The sequence below is a fragment of the Microbacterium sp. CCNWLW134 genome, from assembly GCF_037083565.1.
Taxonomy (GTDB): Bacteria; Actinomycetota; Actinomycetes; order Actinomycetales; family Microbacteriaceae; genus Microbacterium.
Genome location: NZ_JBAOJU010000001.1, coordinates 1,302,399 through 1,319,012 on the forward strand (window position 1 = coordinate 1,302,399; position 16,614 = coordinate 1,319,012).

Below are 16,614 nucleotides of genomic sequence, written 5' to 3' on the forward strand. Positions count from 1 at the left end.
TTCGACGGCTCGAAGAAAGCTGACCCCTCGTGGCCACATCCACCCCCGTCCGCCGCGCCTGGCGGGCCCTGATCGGCCTGCTGGCGATCACGGCAACCCTGTTCGGCATCAACGCGCTCGGTGTCTACGCGTTCGGCCAGAGCTCCTGGGTTCCTGAGCTCGCGCTCGATCTGCAGGGCGGTACCCAGATCGTCCTCCAGGCCCAGACGGAGAACGCAGAACCGCCGTCGACGGAGCAGTTGGAGCAGGCGGTCACGATCATCCGGCAGCGCGTCGACGCGTCCGGCGTCGGCGAGGCGGATGTCGCCACCCAGGCAGGCAACCAGATCGTCGTGCAGATCCCCGGCGAGGCCGACGAGGAGACCCGTCAGCGCATCGAGCAGTCGGCGCAGCTGCAGCTGCGTGCGGTGCTCGCCACGAGCAACGAGACCACCGGCGCCTTCATCGGGCAGGACGGCAACCAGACGCCCTACCCCACGCCCGACCCGTCCCTGCCGTCGACGCCGTCCCCCTCGCCGTCCGACGGCAGCGACCCGGCGTGGATCACCCCGGCGCTGCAGGCGCAGTACGACGCCTACAACTGCTCCGACCCCGCGAACGACCCTGCCAACGCGCCCGCCGACCAGCCGCTCATCACCTGCGACCCCACGGGCACGGTGAAATACCTCCTCGGACCGGTCGAGCTCGATGGGTCGGCGATCGACGATGCCACCTTCGGTCTTCAGCAGACCGACGGTCGCTGGGCGGTCAACCTCGTCTTCGACGGTGAGGGCACCCAGATCTTCGGTGAGATCAGCCAGCGCCTCTTCGGTGCTGCGCCGCCGCTCGACCAGTTCGCCTTCGTCCTCGATGGTTCGGTGCTCTCGGCCCCGCAGATGAACGGGGTCATCCTCGACGGCCGCCCGAGCATCACCGGCAGTTTCACTCAGGAGACCGCGCAGGTGCTCGCCGACCAGCTGCGCTACGGCGCGCTGCCGCTGAGCTTCGAGGTGGTCAGCTCCGACACCATTTCGGCGACCCTGGGATCCCAGCAGCTGCAGATCGGCCTCATCGCCGGTCTCATCGGTCTCATCCTCGTCGCCCTCTACTCCCTCGCGGTCTATCGCGCTCTGGGCTTCGTCATCATCGCCTCACTGATCGTGATGGGGGTGTTGACGTACATCACGCTGTGCATCCTGGCGTGGCGCATCGGATACCGCCTGTCGCTGGCCGGTGTGGCCGGTGTGATCGTGTCCATCGGATTCACGGCCGACAGCTTCATCGTCTACTTCGAGCGAATACGAGACGAGCTCCGCGACGGCAAGTCCATCACGGGTGCGGTCGAAGACGGCTGGGCCCGGGCCCGCCGGACGATCTACATCTCCAAGTCGATCAACGTCCTCGCCGCCGTCGTGCTCTACATCCTCGCCGACGCCACCGTGAAGGGCTTCGCCTTCACGCTGGGGCTCACGACGGTGATCGATGTCCTGATCTTCATCCTCTTCACCCACCCAGTACTGCAGCTACTGGCCCGCACCCGCTTCTTCGGCTCGGGGCATCCTCTCTCCGGCCTCGACCCGAAGGCCCTGGGTGCCGTCTACCGGGGTCGCGCGCAGTTCCGCGCGCCCGTGACTGTCGGCAAGACGCCGGCGGCACGGCGAGCGGGCAAGGCGCGAAGCGAAGCGGAGCGACGGCAGACGATCGCCGAGCGCAAGCAGGCGGAGCTCGCCGCCACGGAGTCCGGCAAGTCCGCAACGAAGGTCAAGGACGGAGACCACTGATGCGGTCCATGAGCCAGCTCGGCAACGATCTCTACACCGGCAAGACCAGCTTCCCGTTCGTCGGGCGCCGACGTCTGTGGTTCATCATCGCGGCGGTCCTCGTGATCGGCTCGGCCCTGGTGCCGCTGTTCCGTCCCATCCAGCTCTCCATCGAGTTCACCGGCGGCTCGCAGTTCACCGTCTCCGGCGTCGCCACCACGGATCAGGCCCTCGCCACCGACGCCGTGCAGTCGGTCGTCCCGGGAGCTGCCACCCGTGTGGTGACCGTCGGCACCGACGCCATTCGCGTGCAGACCGATCAGGTGACCGATGACGAGAGCCTGGCGATCTCCGCGGCGCTGGCCGAGGAGTATCAGGTGCCGGCCGCCGATGTCAGCTACTCGTTCATCGGTCCCAGCTGGGGCGCGGATGTCACGAGGCAGTCCCTGTGGGGCCTGGCGATCTTCCTCGCGCTGACCTTCCTGATCCTCGCGATCTACTTCCGTACGTGGAAGATGTCGACGGCCGCGATCATCGGACTGGTCGACGTGCTGATCATCACCGTCGGGGTGTATGGGCTGTTCGGATTCGAGATCTCGCCGGCGGCCGTCATCGGCTTCCTCACGATCCTGTCCTATGCGCTGTACGACACCACGGTGGTCTTCGACAAGATCAGAGAGAACACCAGCGAGGACGGCGAAGTCTCTGGACGCACGTTCGGCGAGTCGGTCAACCTGGCCGTGAACCAGACGCTGGTCCGCTCGATCAACACCACCGTCGTCGCGGCCTTCCCCACCGGGGCGATCCTCTTCATCGGCGCGCTGTGGCTCGGCGCGCGGACGCTGACCGACATCTCGCTGTCGATCTTCGTGGGCACGATCGTGGCGGCGTATTCGACGATCTTCGTCGCCGCCCCGCTCTACGCGCTGTTCCGTGAGAAGGAGCCCGCGGTGCGTGCACGCGACGAGCGCGTCCTCGCCGCGCGTGAGCTCGCCGGCACTCCCGTCTGAGCAGCGACTCGAGGTGAAGGCGCGGTCGCAGCTGGGCCGCGCGCGAAGGGCCGGCACACGCGGCGTAGGATGAGGTGTCCAGCGGAGGGAGGGGTCAGTGACCGAGACCGTCCCGTCCGCCCCGGCACACCCCTCCGCCCAGGCGACGTCGTCGCTGCGACGGCTCGTGCCGAGGATCTTCTCCCGCTCCGCGCGTCGCGACGACGTCGAACGCCTGCTGCGCACGGTGCGCACGCACCATCCCAAGGGTGATCTGACGATCATCGAGCGGGCGTACACGGTCGCCGACGGAGCCCACGCCGGGCAGACGCGCCAGAGCGGCGAGCCGTACATCACTCATCCCCTCGCGGTGGCGCAGATCCTCGCCGACCTCGGCCTGGGCCCGAGGGCGATCGCCGCCGCCCTCCTCCACGACACGGTCGAGGACACCGGCTACCCCCTCGACACCCTTGCTGCCGAGTTCGGCGACGAGGTCGCCATGCTGGTGGACGGCGTCACCAAGCTCGACAAGGTCAAGTACGGCGAGAGCGCTCAGGCAGAAACCGTCCGGAAGATGATCGTGGCGATGTCGCGCGACATCCGGGTCCTCATCATCAAGCTCGCCGACCGCCTCCACAACGCCCGCACCTGGGGCTTCGTCCCGCCCGAGAAGGCGAAGAAGAAGGCCACCGAGACCCTGGAGATCTACGCGCCGCTCGCGCACCGGCTGGGTATCCAGACGATCAAGTCGGAGCTCGAGGACCTGTCCTTCGCCGTTCTGCACCCGAAGCTCTACGCCGAGATCGACAGTCTCGTGAAGCAGCGAACCCCGCAGCGGGAGCAGTACGTCCAGAGTGTCATCGAAGCGGTCGAAGGAGACCTTCGCGACCTGCGCGTACGCGGTCGGGTCATGGGTCGGCCCAAGCAGCTGTACTCGGTGTACCAGAAGATGATCGTCCGCGGCCGTGAGTTCGACGACATCTACGACCTCATCGGCATCCGCATCCTGGTGGGAAGCGTCCGAGACTGCTACGCGGTGCTCGGCGCAATCCACGCGCGCTGGACACCGCTGTCCGGCCGGTTCAAGGACTACATCGCAACCCCGAAGTTCAACCTCTACCAGTCGCTGCACACCACCGTGATCGGGCCGGCCGGCCGCACGGTCGAGATCCAGATCCGCACCAACGAGATGCACCAGCAGGCCGAGTACGGTGTGGCGGCGCACTGGAAGTACAAGGAGCGGATGAACGGCGGCAAGGCCGATGCCAAAGCCGTCGACGCCGACATGGCGTGGCTCGCCCACATCTCCGACTGGCAGGCCGAGACGGCCGACCCGGGCGAGTTCCTCGACTCGCTGCGCTTCGAGATCGGCGCGAAAGAGGTATACGTCTTCACGCCCAAGGGCCGCGTCATCGGGCTGCCCTCGGGGGCGACGCCGGTGGACTTCGCCTACGCCGTCCACACCGAGATCGGCCACCGGACGATGGGGGCGAAGGTCAATGGGCGGCTCGTGCCGCTGGAGTCCGAACTCAACAGCGGCGACGTGGTCGAGGTGTTCACCTCGAAGAATCCCGATGCGGGTCCGAGCCAGGACTGGCTCGGGTTCGTCAAGAGCACCCGCGCCCGCAACAAGATCCGCGGCTGGTTCACCAAGGAGCGGCGCGAGGAGGCGGTCGAGCAGGGGAAGGATGCGATCGCCCGGGCGATGCGCCGCCAGAACCTCCCGCTCCAGCGCCTGATGAACCAGGATTCCTTCACCGAGGTCGCTCGGCAGCTGCGCTACGAGGACGTCTCCGCCCTGTACGCCGCGGTCGGCGAGGGACACGTGTCGACGCAATCGGTGATCGAGAAGGTCACGGCGCTCGTGAGTGCCGCCGAGGACACCTCCACGGGTCCGATCGACCTCCCGGCTGTCGGCCGGTCGCGGGCGCCCCGCGGCGGCGAGTCCGGGGTGCTGGTCCGCGGCGCGCCCGACATCCTCGTCAAGCTCGCCAAGTGCTGCACCCCCGTTCCCGGCGATGAGATCGTGGGTTTCGTCACGCGGGGGAGCGGCGTGTCGGTCCACCGTGCGGACTGCACCAACGTGAGATCGCTGAAGGAAGACCCCGAGCGTCTCATCGAGGTGGAGTGGGCCCCGACCACCAAGAGCGTGTTCCTCGTCCAGATCCAGGTCGAGGCGCTCGACCGCTCCGGGCTGCTCAGCGATGTCACGCGCGTGCTCAGCGAGCATCACGTCAACATCCTGTCCGCGACGGTGTCGACCTCCAACGACCGGTTGGCCATCAGCCGATTCGTGTTCGAGATGGGCGACACCGTGCACTTGGATCGCGTGCTCAACGCCGTGCGGCGCATCGATGCGGTCTACGATGTCTACCGCGTGACATCTTCCTGATCGGTCGGACGAGCCGCCAGTTCGGCGAGGAGATCGAGGGCACGCCGCTTGTGCGGCACCCGTCCTCGGCTGGTGAGGTGTCGGTGTGCGGCCTCCGCCAGACCCGGTCTGAGCCCGCGGAGGTCGACGGCGGCGCGGGTGTGGAGCTCGTCGCCGACCAGGCAGAGGTCGGAGAGGGTCCGGGCGGGTGTGGTCACCCAGACCCCGCCGATGCGCTCGACGTCGCCGCGATCGAGCGCCATGTCGCGCACGAGGACGCGCCGGTCGTGCACGGTGGTCACCCGACGGGCGACGGCCCGCTGCACCGTGTGGCGGGCAGGCGGTTCGGCGATCGCGCCGTGGATCCAGGCGGCGCTGAGATGGGTGGCCGCGAACAGATCGGTGAGGATGCCGCCGAGCGACCCTGCCCGCAGCGCCGCCGTCTCCACCGCGTCGGCCGGCATGTATCCGTCGCCGACCTCGATGACGTCGCCATCCAGGCGCGCTGCTGACAGCTCGGTGGCCGACAACCGGTCGCCCGGGAGATAGAGGAAGCGCGACGTGGGCATGGCCGCGAGTCTGCCGCGGATGGGCCCGCGGTGGGTCGCCCTGTGGAGAACCCGCCGGTGGTCAGCCGCCGAGTGCCCGCAACCAGGCCTGCCGGGCTTCGAGGGCTTCCTTGGCCTTCGCCACCGCCCGGGCATCTCCCGATGCCTCGGCGGACGCCACCTCGGCTTCGAGCTTGGCGATGGCGTCGGTGAGCTGACGGGTCATGTCGTCGGCGCGAGCCTGCGTCTCAGGGTCGTTGCGCTTCCACTCGACCTCTTCGCGCGACCGCACGGCCTGCTCGATCTTGCGGAGCTCGTCGTCGAGCGAACGCTCGGCGTCGCGAGGGAAGATGCGACCGATCTCATCCCATTTCCGCTGGATGCCGGTCAGCAGCGAACGGGCCTTGGCGACGTCCTTCTCGTCCGGGATCGGGCGGGCTTCGGCCAGCAGGGCCTTCTTCGCCTCAATCTTCTCCTTCGATGCTTCGGCGTCGGCTGCTTCCCGTTCGCCGCGTGCGGCATAGAGCGCGTCGCCGGCGGCCTTGAACCGCGCCCAGAGCGCGTCATCCGCCTTCTTTCCGGCGCGCCCGGCGGATTTCCACTCGTCCAGCAGGTCGCGATAGGCGCCGATGCCGTCCTCACCGCGCGGGGCGAGGGCTTCGGCGCGTTCGATCAGCCGCGTCTTGCGGTCGCGGACGGACTTGTGGGCCTCGTCGAGCTCGGCATAGAACGACCTGCGGTGCTTGTCGATCGTGGCGCGGGCGTCGCGGAAGCGCTTCCACAACTGCTGCGCGGTCGAGCGGGGCAGTCGCGGACCGCTCTGCTGCTGCGACTGCCACTGGTCGAACAGCGCGGACAGCTCGGTCGAGACCTGCTTCCACTGCACCGATCGCGGATCGCGGGAGGCGAGCTCCTCTGCCCGCTCGACCAGGGCGGTGCGCTCCTTCACGGCCGCGTCCACAGCCTCGCGGGCTGCCGCGGCCTCGGACGCCGAGGCTTCGGCGAGCGAGGCGGTGAGGGTGGCGACCCGCGCCTCGAGGGCGGCGAGGTTTCCCACCGCGGCGGCGCCGCTGATCTTCGCCTGCAGAGAGGTCGCGGTCGAGCGGAGGTCGCTGGCCGACGCGCCACCGCGGCGGTGGCGGACCTCGAGCAGCGTCACCTCGGAGGCGAGGTCGCTGAATTTGCGCTCGAAGTACGCCAGGGCCTCTTCGGGCGAGCCGTCGGGGAACTGGCCGACGACGCGCCATCCGTCCGACTCTCGCACCGATACGGTGCCGTCTTCGTCGACGCGGCCCCAGGGCTGGTCGTCGGTGGGGGTTTCCGGGCTGGTGGGGTCTGCTGCGGCAGTCACGGGATGCACCTCATCGCGGCCGAGGCCGGGTGTGGGGGATGGACGCGCCCCAGCCTAGTACGGCGTCGCGTCGGGACGAGGGGTTGTGCCTCGGTGCGCCTATTGATCCGCGGGAGCGGAGGGATCACCGCTCGGCTCGCCCGTCGGCTCGCTGCTCGGCACCGGAGTCGTCTCGAGCGGGGTGGGCTCGGGCGTGGACCCGTCGGACGGGCTGGGCACCGAGGTCTGGGTCGGCGAGGGGGCGGGTTCGGCCGCCCCGGGTCCGACGGTGAAGTAGGCGGTCTGCGCGGCGACGATCCCCGCGATCAGCAAGCCGCCGGCGACACCGGCGATGAGGTTGTCGCGGCGGCGTCGGCGTTGCTGTCCCTCGTGGAAGCTCTGGCGGGCCTGGTAGAGCCGGGCTCGCTCGCGTTCCGCGCGGGACGCGCGATCCTTGCTTCCGGTGGCCACCGATCCTCCTTCGGTCCCGGCGGTCCCGGGCGCAATGATCCTATGCACAGCGCCGGGGGGCCGCCAAACGCGGGGGAGGCGGTGTCGGCGGTCGCCGTTAGCCTTGGGGAGTGAGTGATACGGCGGGTCTCGTGCGCAGCCACACGCCCCTCGCCGTGCGGATGCGCCCCACTTCCCTCAGTGAGGTCGCGGGGCAGGGGCACCTGCTGCGCAAGGGCTCGCCCCTGGTCACCCTCGCCGACCCCGAGGCGACGGGGACGACGGCGACGTCGGTGATCCTCTGGGGCCCGCCCGGCACCGGCAAGACGACCCTCGCCCAGGCCATCGCCCGCTCGTCGGGCCGGCGCTTCGTCGAACTCTCCGCAGTGACGGCCGGCGTCAAGGATGTCCGGGAGGTGATGCAGGACTCCCTCACACAGCGAGACCTCTACGGTCAGTCGACGATCCTCTTCCTCGACGAGATCCACCGGTTCACCAAGGCGCAGCAGGACGCGCTTCTCCCCGGTGTCGAGAACGGATGGGTGGTGCTCATCGCCGCGACCACCGAGAATCCTTCGTTCTCGATCATCTCGCCGCTGCTGTCGCGCTCTCTGCTGCTGACGCTGCGTCCCCTCACCGACGCCGATCTCGGCATGCTGATCGACCGCGCCGTGGATGATCCGCGGGGGCTGGCCGGCAGGCTCGTCCTCGACACCGAGGCGCGGGACGCCCTGGTCAGACTGGCGTCCGGCGATGGCCGGCGCGCCCTGACCGCTCTGGAAGCGGCGGCGTCGCTGGCTGAGCGGGACGCGACCGGGATCGACGATGCAGACGACGACGGTGCGGAATCGGATGCCACGGATCCGACGATCACCGTCGACCACGTCTCGCAGGCCGTCGACCGCGCGCTGCTGCGCTACGACCGTCAGGGGGACGAGCACTACGACGTCATCAGCGCGTTCATCAAGTCGATCCGCGGCTCCGACGTCGACGCGGCGATCCATTACCTCGCACGCATGATCGAGGCCGGCGAGGATCCGCGCTTCATCGCCCGGCGGCTGATCATCTCGGCATCCGAAGACATCGGCCTGGCCGATCCGCAGGCCCTTGTCATCGCGGTCGCCGCCGCCGATGCCGTGCAGTTCATCGGCATGCCCGAGGGCCGTATTCCGCTCGCCGAGGCGACGGCGTACCTCGCTACGACGGCGAAATCGAACGCGGCCTACTTGGCGGTGGACGCCGCCATCGCCGACGTCCGCGCAGGCGGGTTCGGCCGCGTGCCCGTGCATCTGCGTGACGCGCACTATCCGGGGGCGAAGCGTCTCGGCCACGGCAAGGGGTACGTCTATCCCCACGACAGCGAGGTGGGGGTGGTGGCTCAGCAGTACCTCCCTGACGAGCTCCGCGGGAAGCGGTACTTCCAGCCGACGAACCACGGCCAGGAGCGAGACGTCCAGGCGAGGCTGGAGAAGATCAGAAAGCTGCTGGGAAAGTGAACACGAGTGAGGCGCTCGAGGATCGCCTCGAGCGGTTCTGGGAGACGTCGGGCGACCGGCCCGGCGCCGAGCTGTCCGGGATGCTGGAGACGATCCTCTCCGAGGAGTCGGCGGCGACGGGACGCGCTCTCTTCGAGCGCGCGTCCCTCCACGACTACCTCGGCGACGAGGCTGCCGCCGTGCCGCTGTACCGCGCGGCTCTGGACGCCGGGCTCCCCGCTGCGCACCGGACGCCCGCGATCATCCAACTGGGCAGCTCGCTGCGCAATGTCGGGGATGTGTCGGCGGCGATCGCACTGCTGCAGACCGTTGATGCCGAAGACCCGCTCTTCCCGGCCGCCCAGGCGTTCCTCGCGCTGGCACTCCACGATGACGACAAGCCCACGCCGGCCCTGCGCACCGCCCTGGCAGCACTGGCGCCGCGACTTCCGTCGTACCAGCGGGCGGTGTCGTTCTATGCGGGCGATCTCGCGCCGCGCGATCGGGTGAGGGTCATCGCGGTGGGACTGCTCGTGCGTGACGGATGGGTCCTCGCGGAGGAGTACGCCGCCAAAGCGGATCGTCCCCCTTTCCTGCGTGTTCCCGGGGGCGGCGTCGCATTCGGCGAGACCGCCGTCGAGGCGCTCGAGCGGGAGTTCGCCGAAGAGCTGCAGGCCGACGTGGAAGAGGCGGAGCTTCTCGACGTCACCGAGAACATCTACGACGCAGACGGGCGGCGCGGCCATGAGATCGTCCACGTCTTCTCGCTCCGAAGCGCGGCGCTCGAACGACTCCCGCGGGGAGAGAGGCGCGCGGTGGCCGACAGCGACACCACGGTCGGGTGGTACGACGTGGCGGCCCTCGCGTCGGGGGACATGCCGCTGTATCCCGCCGGGGCGCTGGGGCTCGCGCGGGCGCAGATCTGGCGCTGAGGGCCGATCTGGTAGGCTTGACCGGCTTGAAACACCGTTTTCGGGCATCCCCTCTCTTCTTCACCGACCTTCCGGCATGCCCCGGCGTGCAGTCCGGAAGGGCGAAGAGGGGCGATACGTCCGCGAGCCGTGAAAGACACGGCAGCGTCATCGAAAGGAACACTTCGTGGCTACGAAGTCCCAGGACCGCCGCAAGGTCCGCCTGTCCCGCGCCCTCGGCGTCGCCCTCACTCCGAAGGCCGCCCGCTATCTCGAGAAGCGTCCCTACGCTCCGGGCGAGCACGGTCGCACCAAGCGCAAGGCCGACAGCGACTACGCCGTCCGTCTCCGTGAGAAGCAGCGTCTGCGCGAGCAGTACGGCATCCGCGAGAAGCAGATGCGCAACACGTTCAACGAGGCTCGTCGTACGCAGGGCCTGACGGGTGAGAACCTCGTCGAGCTGCTCGAGATGCGCCTCGACGCCCTGGTGCTGCGCTCGGGCTTCGCCCGCACCACCGCGCAGGCCCGTCAGATGGTCGTGCACCGCCACATCCTCGTCGACGGCCAGACCGTCGACCGCCCGTCGTTCCGCGTGAAGCCGGGCCAGACCATCCACGTCAAGGCCAAGAGCGAGGGCACCGAGCCCTTCCAGGTCGCTGCCGCCGGCGGACACGCCGACGTGCTGCCCCCCGTTCCGGGCTACCTGCAGGTCGAGCTCGACAAGCTGCAGGCGCAGCTCGTGCGTCGCCCCAAGCGCGCCGAGGTCCCCGTCGTCTGCGACGTCCAGCTGGTCGTCGAGTACTACGCCGCGCGCTGACGCTCGTCGGCTGCGTGCCTCTCGGAAGGCGTCGGGTCACCCCGGCGCCTTCCGTCGTTTCCGCCTACGATGAGACAGTGCCGCGCCCGCGGCGGAGGAAGTGGTGTGATGAGAAGTCTCCTGTGGTTCTTGATCGGGATCATCGGCGGGTTCGTCGCCGCCCATGTGGTGAACAAGAACCCCCGTGGAGCCGAACTCCTCGCCGAGGTCGACGCCCGCATCTCGGAGTTCACCGACCGCATGGGCGACGCCTACCGCGACCAGCAGGGACGCTTCGCCGATACCCTCGACGACCTCGGTGACGCTGCCGAAGACGCCGTCGAGGCGGCTGCAGACGCAGCCGGTGAGGCACTGGCCAAAGCCAAGGCTGCCGCAGCGTCATCCGACTGACCCGTCGCCCGATCCGCCATCCGCCCGCTCCGCGGGCGGATCACCCACGTCTTCCTGAGGACTTCGCATGAGAACCGCTGAGATCGCCCAGCGCTACCTCGACTACTTCGAGCGCAATGGCCACACCATCGTCCCCTCGGCTTCGCTCGTCAGCGACGACCCGTCACTGCTGTTCACTGTCGCCGGCATGGTGCCCTTCATCCCCTACCTGACCGGAGTGGTGCCTGCGCCCTATTCCCGTGCGGCGGACGTGCAGAAGTGCATCCGAACCAACGACATCGAAGAGGTCGGCAAGACTCCGCGACACGGCACGTTCTTCCAGATGCTCGGCAACTGGTCCTTCGGCGACTACTTCAAGGAGGGCGCGATCCGCTACGCGTGGGATCTGCTGCTCTCCTCCGAGGCCGACGGCGGTCTCGGGTTCGACGAGAAGGACCTGTGGGTCACCGTCTACGAGGACGACGACGAGGCCGAGTCGCTCTGGCGCACCGTGGCCGGCATCTCGCCCGACCGCATCCAGCGCCTCGGTCGCGACTCCAACTACTGGAGCACCGGGCAGCCCGGCCCCGCCGGCCCCTGCTCGGAGATCTTCTTCGACCGTGGTCCGGCGTACGGCATCGACGGGGGTCCCGCGACCGACGACGACCGGTACGTGGAGATCTGGAACCTCGTGTTCATGCAGTACGCGATCACGAACGTCCGCTCCAAGGTCGACTTCGACATCATCGGCGAGCTCCCGCAGAAGAACATCGACACCGGCATGGGTCTCGAGCGCGTCGCGTTCCTCAAGCAGGGCGTGGAGAACATGTACGAGACCGACCAGGTGAGGCCGGTGCTCGATCGTGCGGTGGAGCTGTCGGGCCGTCGCTACGGTGCCGTGCATGACGACGACGTGCGGTTCCGCGTCGTGGCCGACCACGTGCGGTCCTCGCTCATGCTCCTCGCCGACGGTGTGACCCCGTCCAATGAGGGCCGTGGATACATCCTCCGGCGACTCATGCGCCGGGCGGTCCGGGCCATGCGCCTGCTCGGAGTGGATGCTCCGACCTTCCCCGAGCTGTTCGCGGCGTCCCGCGACGCGATGAAGGCCGCCTACCCGAACCTCGAGGCCGAGTACTCCCGGCTGTCCGCCTATGCCGTCGCCGAGGAGGAGACGTTCCTTCGCACACTGGCCTCGGGATCGACGATCCTCGACCTCGCGGTCACGGCCACCAAGGACGCCGGAGGAACGAGCATCCCGGCCGCTGACGCCTTCCTGCTCCACGACACCTACGGGTTCCCGATCGACCTCACGCTCGAGATCGCCGAGGAGGCGGGGCTGAGCGTCGACCGCGCGGCTTTCGACACCCTCATGCAGGAGCAGCGCTCTCGGGCGAAGGCCGACGCCAAGGCGCGCAAGCGCGCCATCGCCGACCACAGTGTCTATCGGGAGTTCCGTGCCCGGGGAGAGACCGCGTTCACCGGTTACACCGACCTCGAGACCGAATCCACCGTTCTGGGCGTCCTCGTGGACGGGGTGTCGGTCGACCGTGCGCGCCAGGGCGAGATCGCCGAGGTCATCCTCGCCGAGACGGCGCTCTACGCCGAATCGGGCGGTCAGGTCGCCGACAAGGGTGTGATCGTCGGGCCCGGCTACGAACTCGACGTGATCGATGTGCAGCGTCCGGTTCCGGGCCTCATCAGCCACACCGTCGAGGTGCGCACCGGCGAAGTCGGGGTGGGTCAGCCGGCGACCTCGGTCGTCGATGCGGCGAACCGTCGCGCAGCGATGCAGGCGCATTCGGCGACGCACCTCGTCCATGCGGCTCTCCGCGACACCCTGGGACGATCCGCGACGCAGGCCGGGTCGCTGAACCGTGCCGGGTATCTCCGTTTCGACTTCACCTGGGGTCAGGCGCTGTCGCCGGAGACGAAGTCCGAGATCGAGGAGATCGCCAACAACGCGGTGCGTGACAATCTCGAGGTCACCACGCGCGTGCTCTCCCTGGATGAGGCCAAGGAACTCGGCGCGCTGGCGCTGTTCGGCGAGAAGTACGGCGACACCGTACGGATGGTCGACATCGGTGGCCCCTGGTCGCGCGAGCTCTGCGGCGGTACCCACGTCGATCGCAGCGCCGAGGTCGGGATCATCAATCTCGTCGGGGAGTCGTCGGTGGGTGCCTCCAACCGCCGTGTTGAAGCCCTCGTCGGTGCCGACGCGTTCCGCGAGCTGGCGGCGGAACGCGCCATCGTGTCGCAGTTGACCTCCGCCTTGAAGACCCCGCGCGACCAGCTGCCCGCTCGCATCGCCGATCTTGCCGCGAGCCTGAAGGCCGCCGAGAAGAAGATCGCTCAGCTGGAATCGAAGGCGCTCGGCGAGCGCCTCCCGAACCTCGTGGCCGCCGCTTCCCGTCAGGGGGCGTATGCGGTCGTCGCTGAGAACCTCGGCACCGCCTCGAGCGCCGACGACGTGCGGGCTCTGGCTCTCCAGGTGCGCGAGCGGCTCGGCGCTGATGCCGCCGTCGTGGCCCTCGGCGCCGTCGTGGGGGAGCGTCCGGTCGTGATCGTGGCGACGAACGACGCCGCGCGCAGCGCGGGAGCCCGTGCGGGCGTCCTCGCCAAGACCGCCGCAGGCGTCCTCGGCGGCGGCGGCGGTGGTCGTGACGACCTCGCCCAGGGCGGGGGGACGGATGCTGCGGCGCTGGCCGCGGCGATGGACGCCGTCACCCGGGTGCTCGCCGAGGGATGACCGGTTTCCGGCGAGGCGCCCGCCTCGGGATCGATGTCGGGAAGGCACGTGTGGGGGTCGCGCGCTCCGATCCGGACGGGCTGCTCGCGACTCCGGTGGAGACCGTCACCCGTGATGAGCGGGCGATCACCCGCGTGCGGGAGCTCGCGGACGAGTACTCCGCAGTGGAGCTCATCGTCGGTCTCCCCCTGAATCTCCGCGGCGAGTCGACGCCCTCGACCGAGGATGCGCGGGCGTTCGCGGAGGAGCTCGCGAAGGTGTCGGCGGTGCCCGTGCGCCTCGTGGACGAGCGTCTGACCACCGTCTCCGCGCATGCGGTTCTGCGAGATTCGGGCAGATCGCAGCGTTCTTCTCGTAGCATTGTGGACCAGGCCGCGGCCGTCGTTCTGCTTCAGCACGCCCTCGATGTGGAGAAGCGGCAGGGACGACCGCCCGGAACCCCCGTCCCCCAGGAGCCCGCCTGATGCCCGATCACCCGTCGTCCGAGGATCCGTTCGCGGATCTCTTCGGGAAGCTGCCCGACCCCCGCACGCGAGACTCCCGCCGGACGGAGGGCGCCCCCGAGACCTCCGGGGCGGCGGATGCGACCGCCGGAGGTCATGCGTCTGCACCGCCGGCGAGCGAGGACGCACCCCGACCGGCGGACCCACCGCCGTCCCGCCGAGCCGCTCGCGAGGCGGCCACGCGATCCACCGATGCGCCGTCCGCGCCGGTCCCCGCACCCCGAAGCGATCCGGCTCCGATTCCCGCGCCACGTGTCGCGCAGACGCCGGCGTCCGTCGGCGTCGCCTCCACCGACCCGTCAAGCAGGGAGAGGGGTTCCACCCGCACCGCGACCCGGCCGGCCGGTACCGCGACCCTTGAGGACCTGTTCACGGGCGAAGCCACCACCGAGGCCCTCGGTTCTCCGCCGCCGAAGCCGGATCGGCGCCGCCGTCGCATCGGCGCGGCGATCGCCATCGGGCTGGTGCTCGCCATCATCGGCGGCATCGTCGTCGGCGGCCTGTACGTCTGGAACACCTACGAGTCCCAGATCCGCGAAGTGATGGGCTGGGAGGAACCGGCCGACTTCGAAGACGGCCTCGCGAACGGTGAAGCACTCGTCACGATCGTCTCGGGTGACACCGGCCAATCGATCTCTCAGACGCTCTTCGAAGCGGGCGTCACCAAGACCTCCGACGCCTTCTACGACTACCTGATCGACAACGGTCGGAGCCCCACGTTCATGCCCGGCGTGTATCGCCTGCAGTTGCAGATGACCTCCGAGGCGGCGCTCGCAGCGATCGAGAACCCGGAGAACAAGCTGGAGAACTCCGCGCTCATCCCCGAGGGTCAGACGGCGGAGGCGACCCTGGAGGTCGTCTCCGAAAGTCTCGGCATGCCGCTGGAGGAGCTGCAGGCCGCGGCGGCCGACCCCGCCGCGTACGGCGTCCCGGCCGACAGCCTGGAGGGGTGGCTCTTCCCGGCGATGTACACCTTCGATCCCGGCGTCACGGCGACCGACGTCATCCAGACGATGGTGAACCGCACCGTGCAGTCGCTGGATGCCGCGGGGGTCCCCGTCGACGACCGGCAGCGGATCCTCATCATCGCTTCGATCATCCAGAGGGAAGCCCGCTACGAGGCTGACATGCAGAAGGTTTCGCGGGTCATCCAGAACCGACTGGATCCCGGCAACCAGGAGACCTTCGGCAAGCTGCAGATGGACTCCACCGCCCAGTACGGGGTCGGCGAGAGCCGCGAGGGCGTCGTGAGTTCGAGCGAGGAAGCCCTGACCGATCCGAACCCGTGGAACACGTACGTGCAGGTGGGGCTGCCCATCGGCCCGATCGCCAACCCCGGTGACGTCGCGATCAACGCCGCGATGAACCCCGCGGACGGCCCGTGGCTGTACTTCGTGACCGTCAACCTCAACACGGGCGAGACGATCTTCACCGAGACCTACAACGAGCATCTCCGGTATGTCGAGCAGTGGCGGGAGTGGTGCAGCCAGAACCCCGACGCGGGATGCTGAGCGCCGACGCCACGCGCCTGGCGGTGTGGGGCGATCCGATCGCACACAGCCGATCCCCGCAGCTGCACACCGCCGCCTATGCTCTGCTCGGCCTGCCGTGGACCTACGAGCGTCGACGGGTCTCGGAGGCGCAGTTCGGCGCCGCACTCGCCGATACGACGGAGACGTGGCGCGGTCTGTCGTTGACCATGCCTCTGAAGCACGTCGCCGCGAAGGCCGCGACCGTCCTCGACCGTGCCGCGCAGCTGAGCGGCGCGGTGAACACCCTGGTTCCCGGCGATGCCGGAATCCGCGGATTCAACACCGACGTCGCCGGGCTCGTCGCGGCGATCCGCGAACAGGGGATCGAACGGGCCGTGCACGGGACGGTCCTGGGTGCGGGAGCGACCGCGACCTCGGCGCTTCTCGCGCTGGAAGCACTGGGAGCGAGAGAGGTCGAGATCCGTGCGCGCCGCCCCGATGCGGCCGGCCATCTCGTCGCCCTCGGCGTGAGCCTCGACCTGCACGTCACGGCAGTACCCCTCGACGCGCCCCGCACGCATCCGGATGCCCGAACCGACCCCGGGCTGACCATCGCCACGCTTCCCGGAGACGCCGAGCTGCCAGCATCCGTCCTCGACGCGGTGGTCGTACCCGGGGGCCTGCTGGTCGACGTCGTCTACGGCTCGTGGCCGACACCGCTCGCGGCGGCGTGGGAGGGCGCGGGCGGCCGGGCTGTCTCCGGGTTGCCGATGCTCCTGCATCAGGCGGTGCGTCAGGTGCGGATCTTCACCACCGGCGACGTCGACGAGCCGCTTCCGTCAGAGTCCGTCATCGTCGCGTCGATGCGCCGAGCCCTCATGGAAGACTAGG

At 69.2% G+C, this 16,614-nt stretch carries 14 protein-coding genes; 11 read left to right on the top strand and 3 right to left on the bottom strand.

All coding sequences use genetic code 11. The features are described 5' to 3' along the window. Window positions 1–29: 29 nt before the first annotated feature. The 3 genes from secD (at window position 30) to V6S02_RS06200 (ending at window position 5,120) form a co-directional block, all read left to right on the top strand. Window positions 30–1,760 (top strand): protein translocase subunit SecD, encoded by a 1,731-nt coding sequence (secD, locus tag V6S02_RS06190; protein ID WP_336400224.1) that lies wholly within the window; start codon window positions 30–32, stop codon window positions 1,758–1,760. Further along, a complete protein-coding gene (gene secF / locus V6S02_RS06195; protein WP_336400225.1) occupies window positions 1,760–2,749 on the top strand; it encodes a protein translocase subunit SecF in 990 nt (329 codons plus the stop codon). Before secD ends, secF begins: the two co-directional genes overlap by 1 nt. A 97-nt stretch (window positions 2,750–2,846) precedes the next feature. Further along, complete coding sequence (locus V6S02_RS06200) at window positions 2,847–5,120, top strand: RelA/SpoT family protein (protein ID WP_124293191.1); 2,274 nt, start codon at window positions 2,847–2,849, stop codon at window positions 5,118–5,120. Here V6S02_RS06200 and V6S02_RS06205 read toward each other — a convergent pair. The 3 genes from V6S02_RS06205 to V6S02_RS06215 all read right to left on the bottom strand — a co-directional run bounded on the left by V6S02_RS06205 (window position 5,099) and on the right by V6S02_RS06215 (window position 7,448). After that, window positions 5,099–5,668, bottom strand: coding sequence for a hypothetical protein (locus tag V6S02_RS06205; protein ID WP_336400226.1), 570 nt, complete (start codon window positions 5,666–5,668; stop codon window positions 5,099–5,101). The genes V6S02_RS06200 and V6S02_RS06205 overlap by 22 nt on opposite strands. Before the next feature lie 61 nt (window positions 5,669–5,729). Continuing rightward, the gene (locus V6S02_RS06210; protein WP_336400227.1) at window positions 5,730–6,998 is read right to left on the bottom strand and encodes a DUF349 domain-containing protein; all 1,269 of its coding nucleotides are present in this window, start codon (window positions 6,996–6,998) and stop codon (window positions 5,730–5,732) included. Window positions 6,999–7,097: 99 nt separating this feature from the next. Next, entirely contained in the window at window positions 7,098–7,448 is a 351-nt protein-coding gene (locus V6S02_RS06215) for a dioxygenase (protein ID WP_336400228.1), read from the bottom strand. 161 nt (window positions 7,449–7,609) lie between these two features. On the opposite strand from V6S02_RS06215, the gene V6S02_RS06220 reads away from it, so the two are divergent. The 8 genes from V6S02_RS06220 to V6S02_RS06255 all read left to right on the top strand — a co-directional run bounded on the left by V6S02_RS06220 (window position 7,610) and on the right by V6S02_RS06255 (window position 16,613). Continuing rightward, window positions 7,610–8,923: a replication-associated recombination protein A gene (locus V6S02_RS06220; protein WP_442927917.1), complete on the top strand. Its 1,314-nt coding sequence runs from the start codon at window positions 7,610–7,612 to the stop codon at window positions 8,921–8,923. Then, window positions 8,920–9,834, top strand: a complete 915-nt coding sequence (locus tag V6S02_RS06225) for a tetratricopeptide repeat protein (protein WP_336400230.1) — start codon at window positions 8,920–8,922, stop codon at window positions 9,832–9,834. Before V6S02_RS06220 ends, V6S02_RS06225 begins: the two co-directional genes overlap by 4 nt. Before the next feature lie 166 nt (window positions 9,835–10,000). Then, window positions 10,001–10,630 (top strand): 30S ribosomal protein S4, encoded by a 630-nt coding sequence (gene rpsD, locus V6S02_RS06230; RefSeq protein ID WP_124293195.1) that lies wholly within the window; start codon window positions 10,001–10,003, stop codon window positions 10,628–10,630. 108 nt (window positions 10,631–10,738) lie between these two features. After that, window positions 10,739–11,020, top strand: coding sequence for an ATPase (locus V6S02_RS06235; protein WP_124293196.1), 282 nt, complete (start codon window positions 10,739–10,741; stop codon window positions 11,018–11,020). Between the two features lie 67 nt (window positions 11,021–11,087). Beyond that, entirely contained in the window at window positions 11,088–13,748 is a 2,661-nt protein-coding gene (gene alaS, locus V6S02_RS06240) for an alanine--tRNA ligase (protein ID WP_336400231.1), read from the top strand. After that, window positions 13,745–14,212 (top strand): Holliday junction resolvase RuvX, encoded by a 468-nt coding sequence (gene ruvX / locus V6S02_RS06245; RefSeq protein ID WP_336400232.1) that lies wholly within the window; start codon window positions 13,745–13,747, stop codon window positions 14,210–14,212. The genes alaS and ruvX overlap by 4 nt, the downstream gene beginning before the upstream one ends. Continuing rightward, window positions 14,212–15,762 carry an endolytic transglycosylase MltG gene (gene mltG / locus V6S02_RS06250; protein ID WP_336400233.1) on the top strand — a complete coding sequence of 517 codons (1,551 nt, stop codon included), beginning with the start codon at window positions 14,212–14,214 and terminating at the stop codon, window positions 15,760–15,762. The genes ruvX and mltG overlap by 1 nt, the downstream gene beginning before the upstream one ends. Further along, entirely contained in the window at window positions 15,729–16,613 is an 885-nt protein-coding gene (locus tag V6S02_RS06255) for a shikimate dehydrogenase family protein (protein ID WP_442927902.1), read from the top strand. The genes mltG and V6S02_RS06255 overlap by 34 nt, the downstream gene beginning before the upstream one ends. Window position 16,614: the final 1 nt, after the last annotated feature.

Excerpts from the sequence above, each read along its gene's own strand:
- secF (WP_336400225.1), top strand. The coding sequence starts at position 1,760 with ATGCGGTCCATGAGCCAGCTCGGCAACGATCTCTACACCGGCAAGACC.
- V6S02_RS06205 (WP_336400226.1), bottom strand. The coding sequence starts at position 5,668 with ATGCCCACGTCGCGCTTCCTCTATCTCCCGGGCGACCGGTTGTCGGCC.
- V6S02_RS06220 (WP_442927917.1), top strand. The coding sequence starts at position 7,610 with ATGCGCCCCACTTCCCTCAGTGAGGTCGCGGGGCAGGGGCACCTGCTG.
- V6S02_RS06235 (WP_124293196.1), top strand. The coding sequence starts at position 10,739 with ATGAGAAGTCTCCTGTGGTTCTTGATCGGGATCATCGGCGGGTTCGTC.
- alaS (WP_336400231.1), top strand. The coding sequence starts at position 11,088 with ATGAGAACCGCTGAGATCGCCCAGCGCTACCTCGACTACTTCGAGCGC.
- ruvX (WP_336400232.1), top strand. The coding sequence starts at position 13,745 with ATGACCGGTTTCCGGCGAGGCGCCCGCCTCGGGATCGATGTCGGGAAG.
- mltG (WP_336400233.1), top strand. The coding sequence starts at position 14,212 with ATGCCCGATCACCCGTCGTCCGAGGATCCGTTCGCGGATCTCTTCGGG.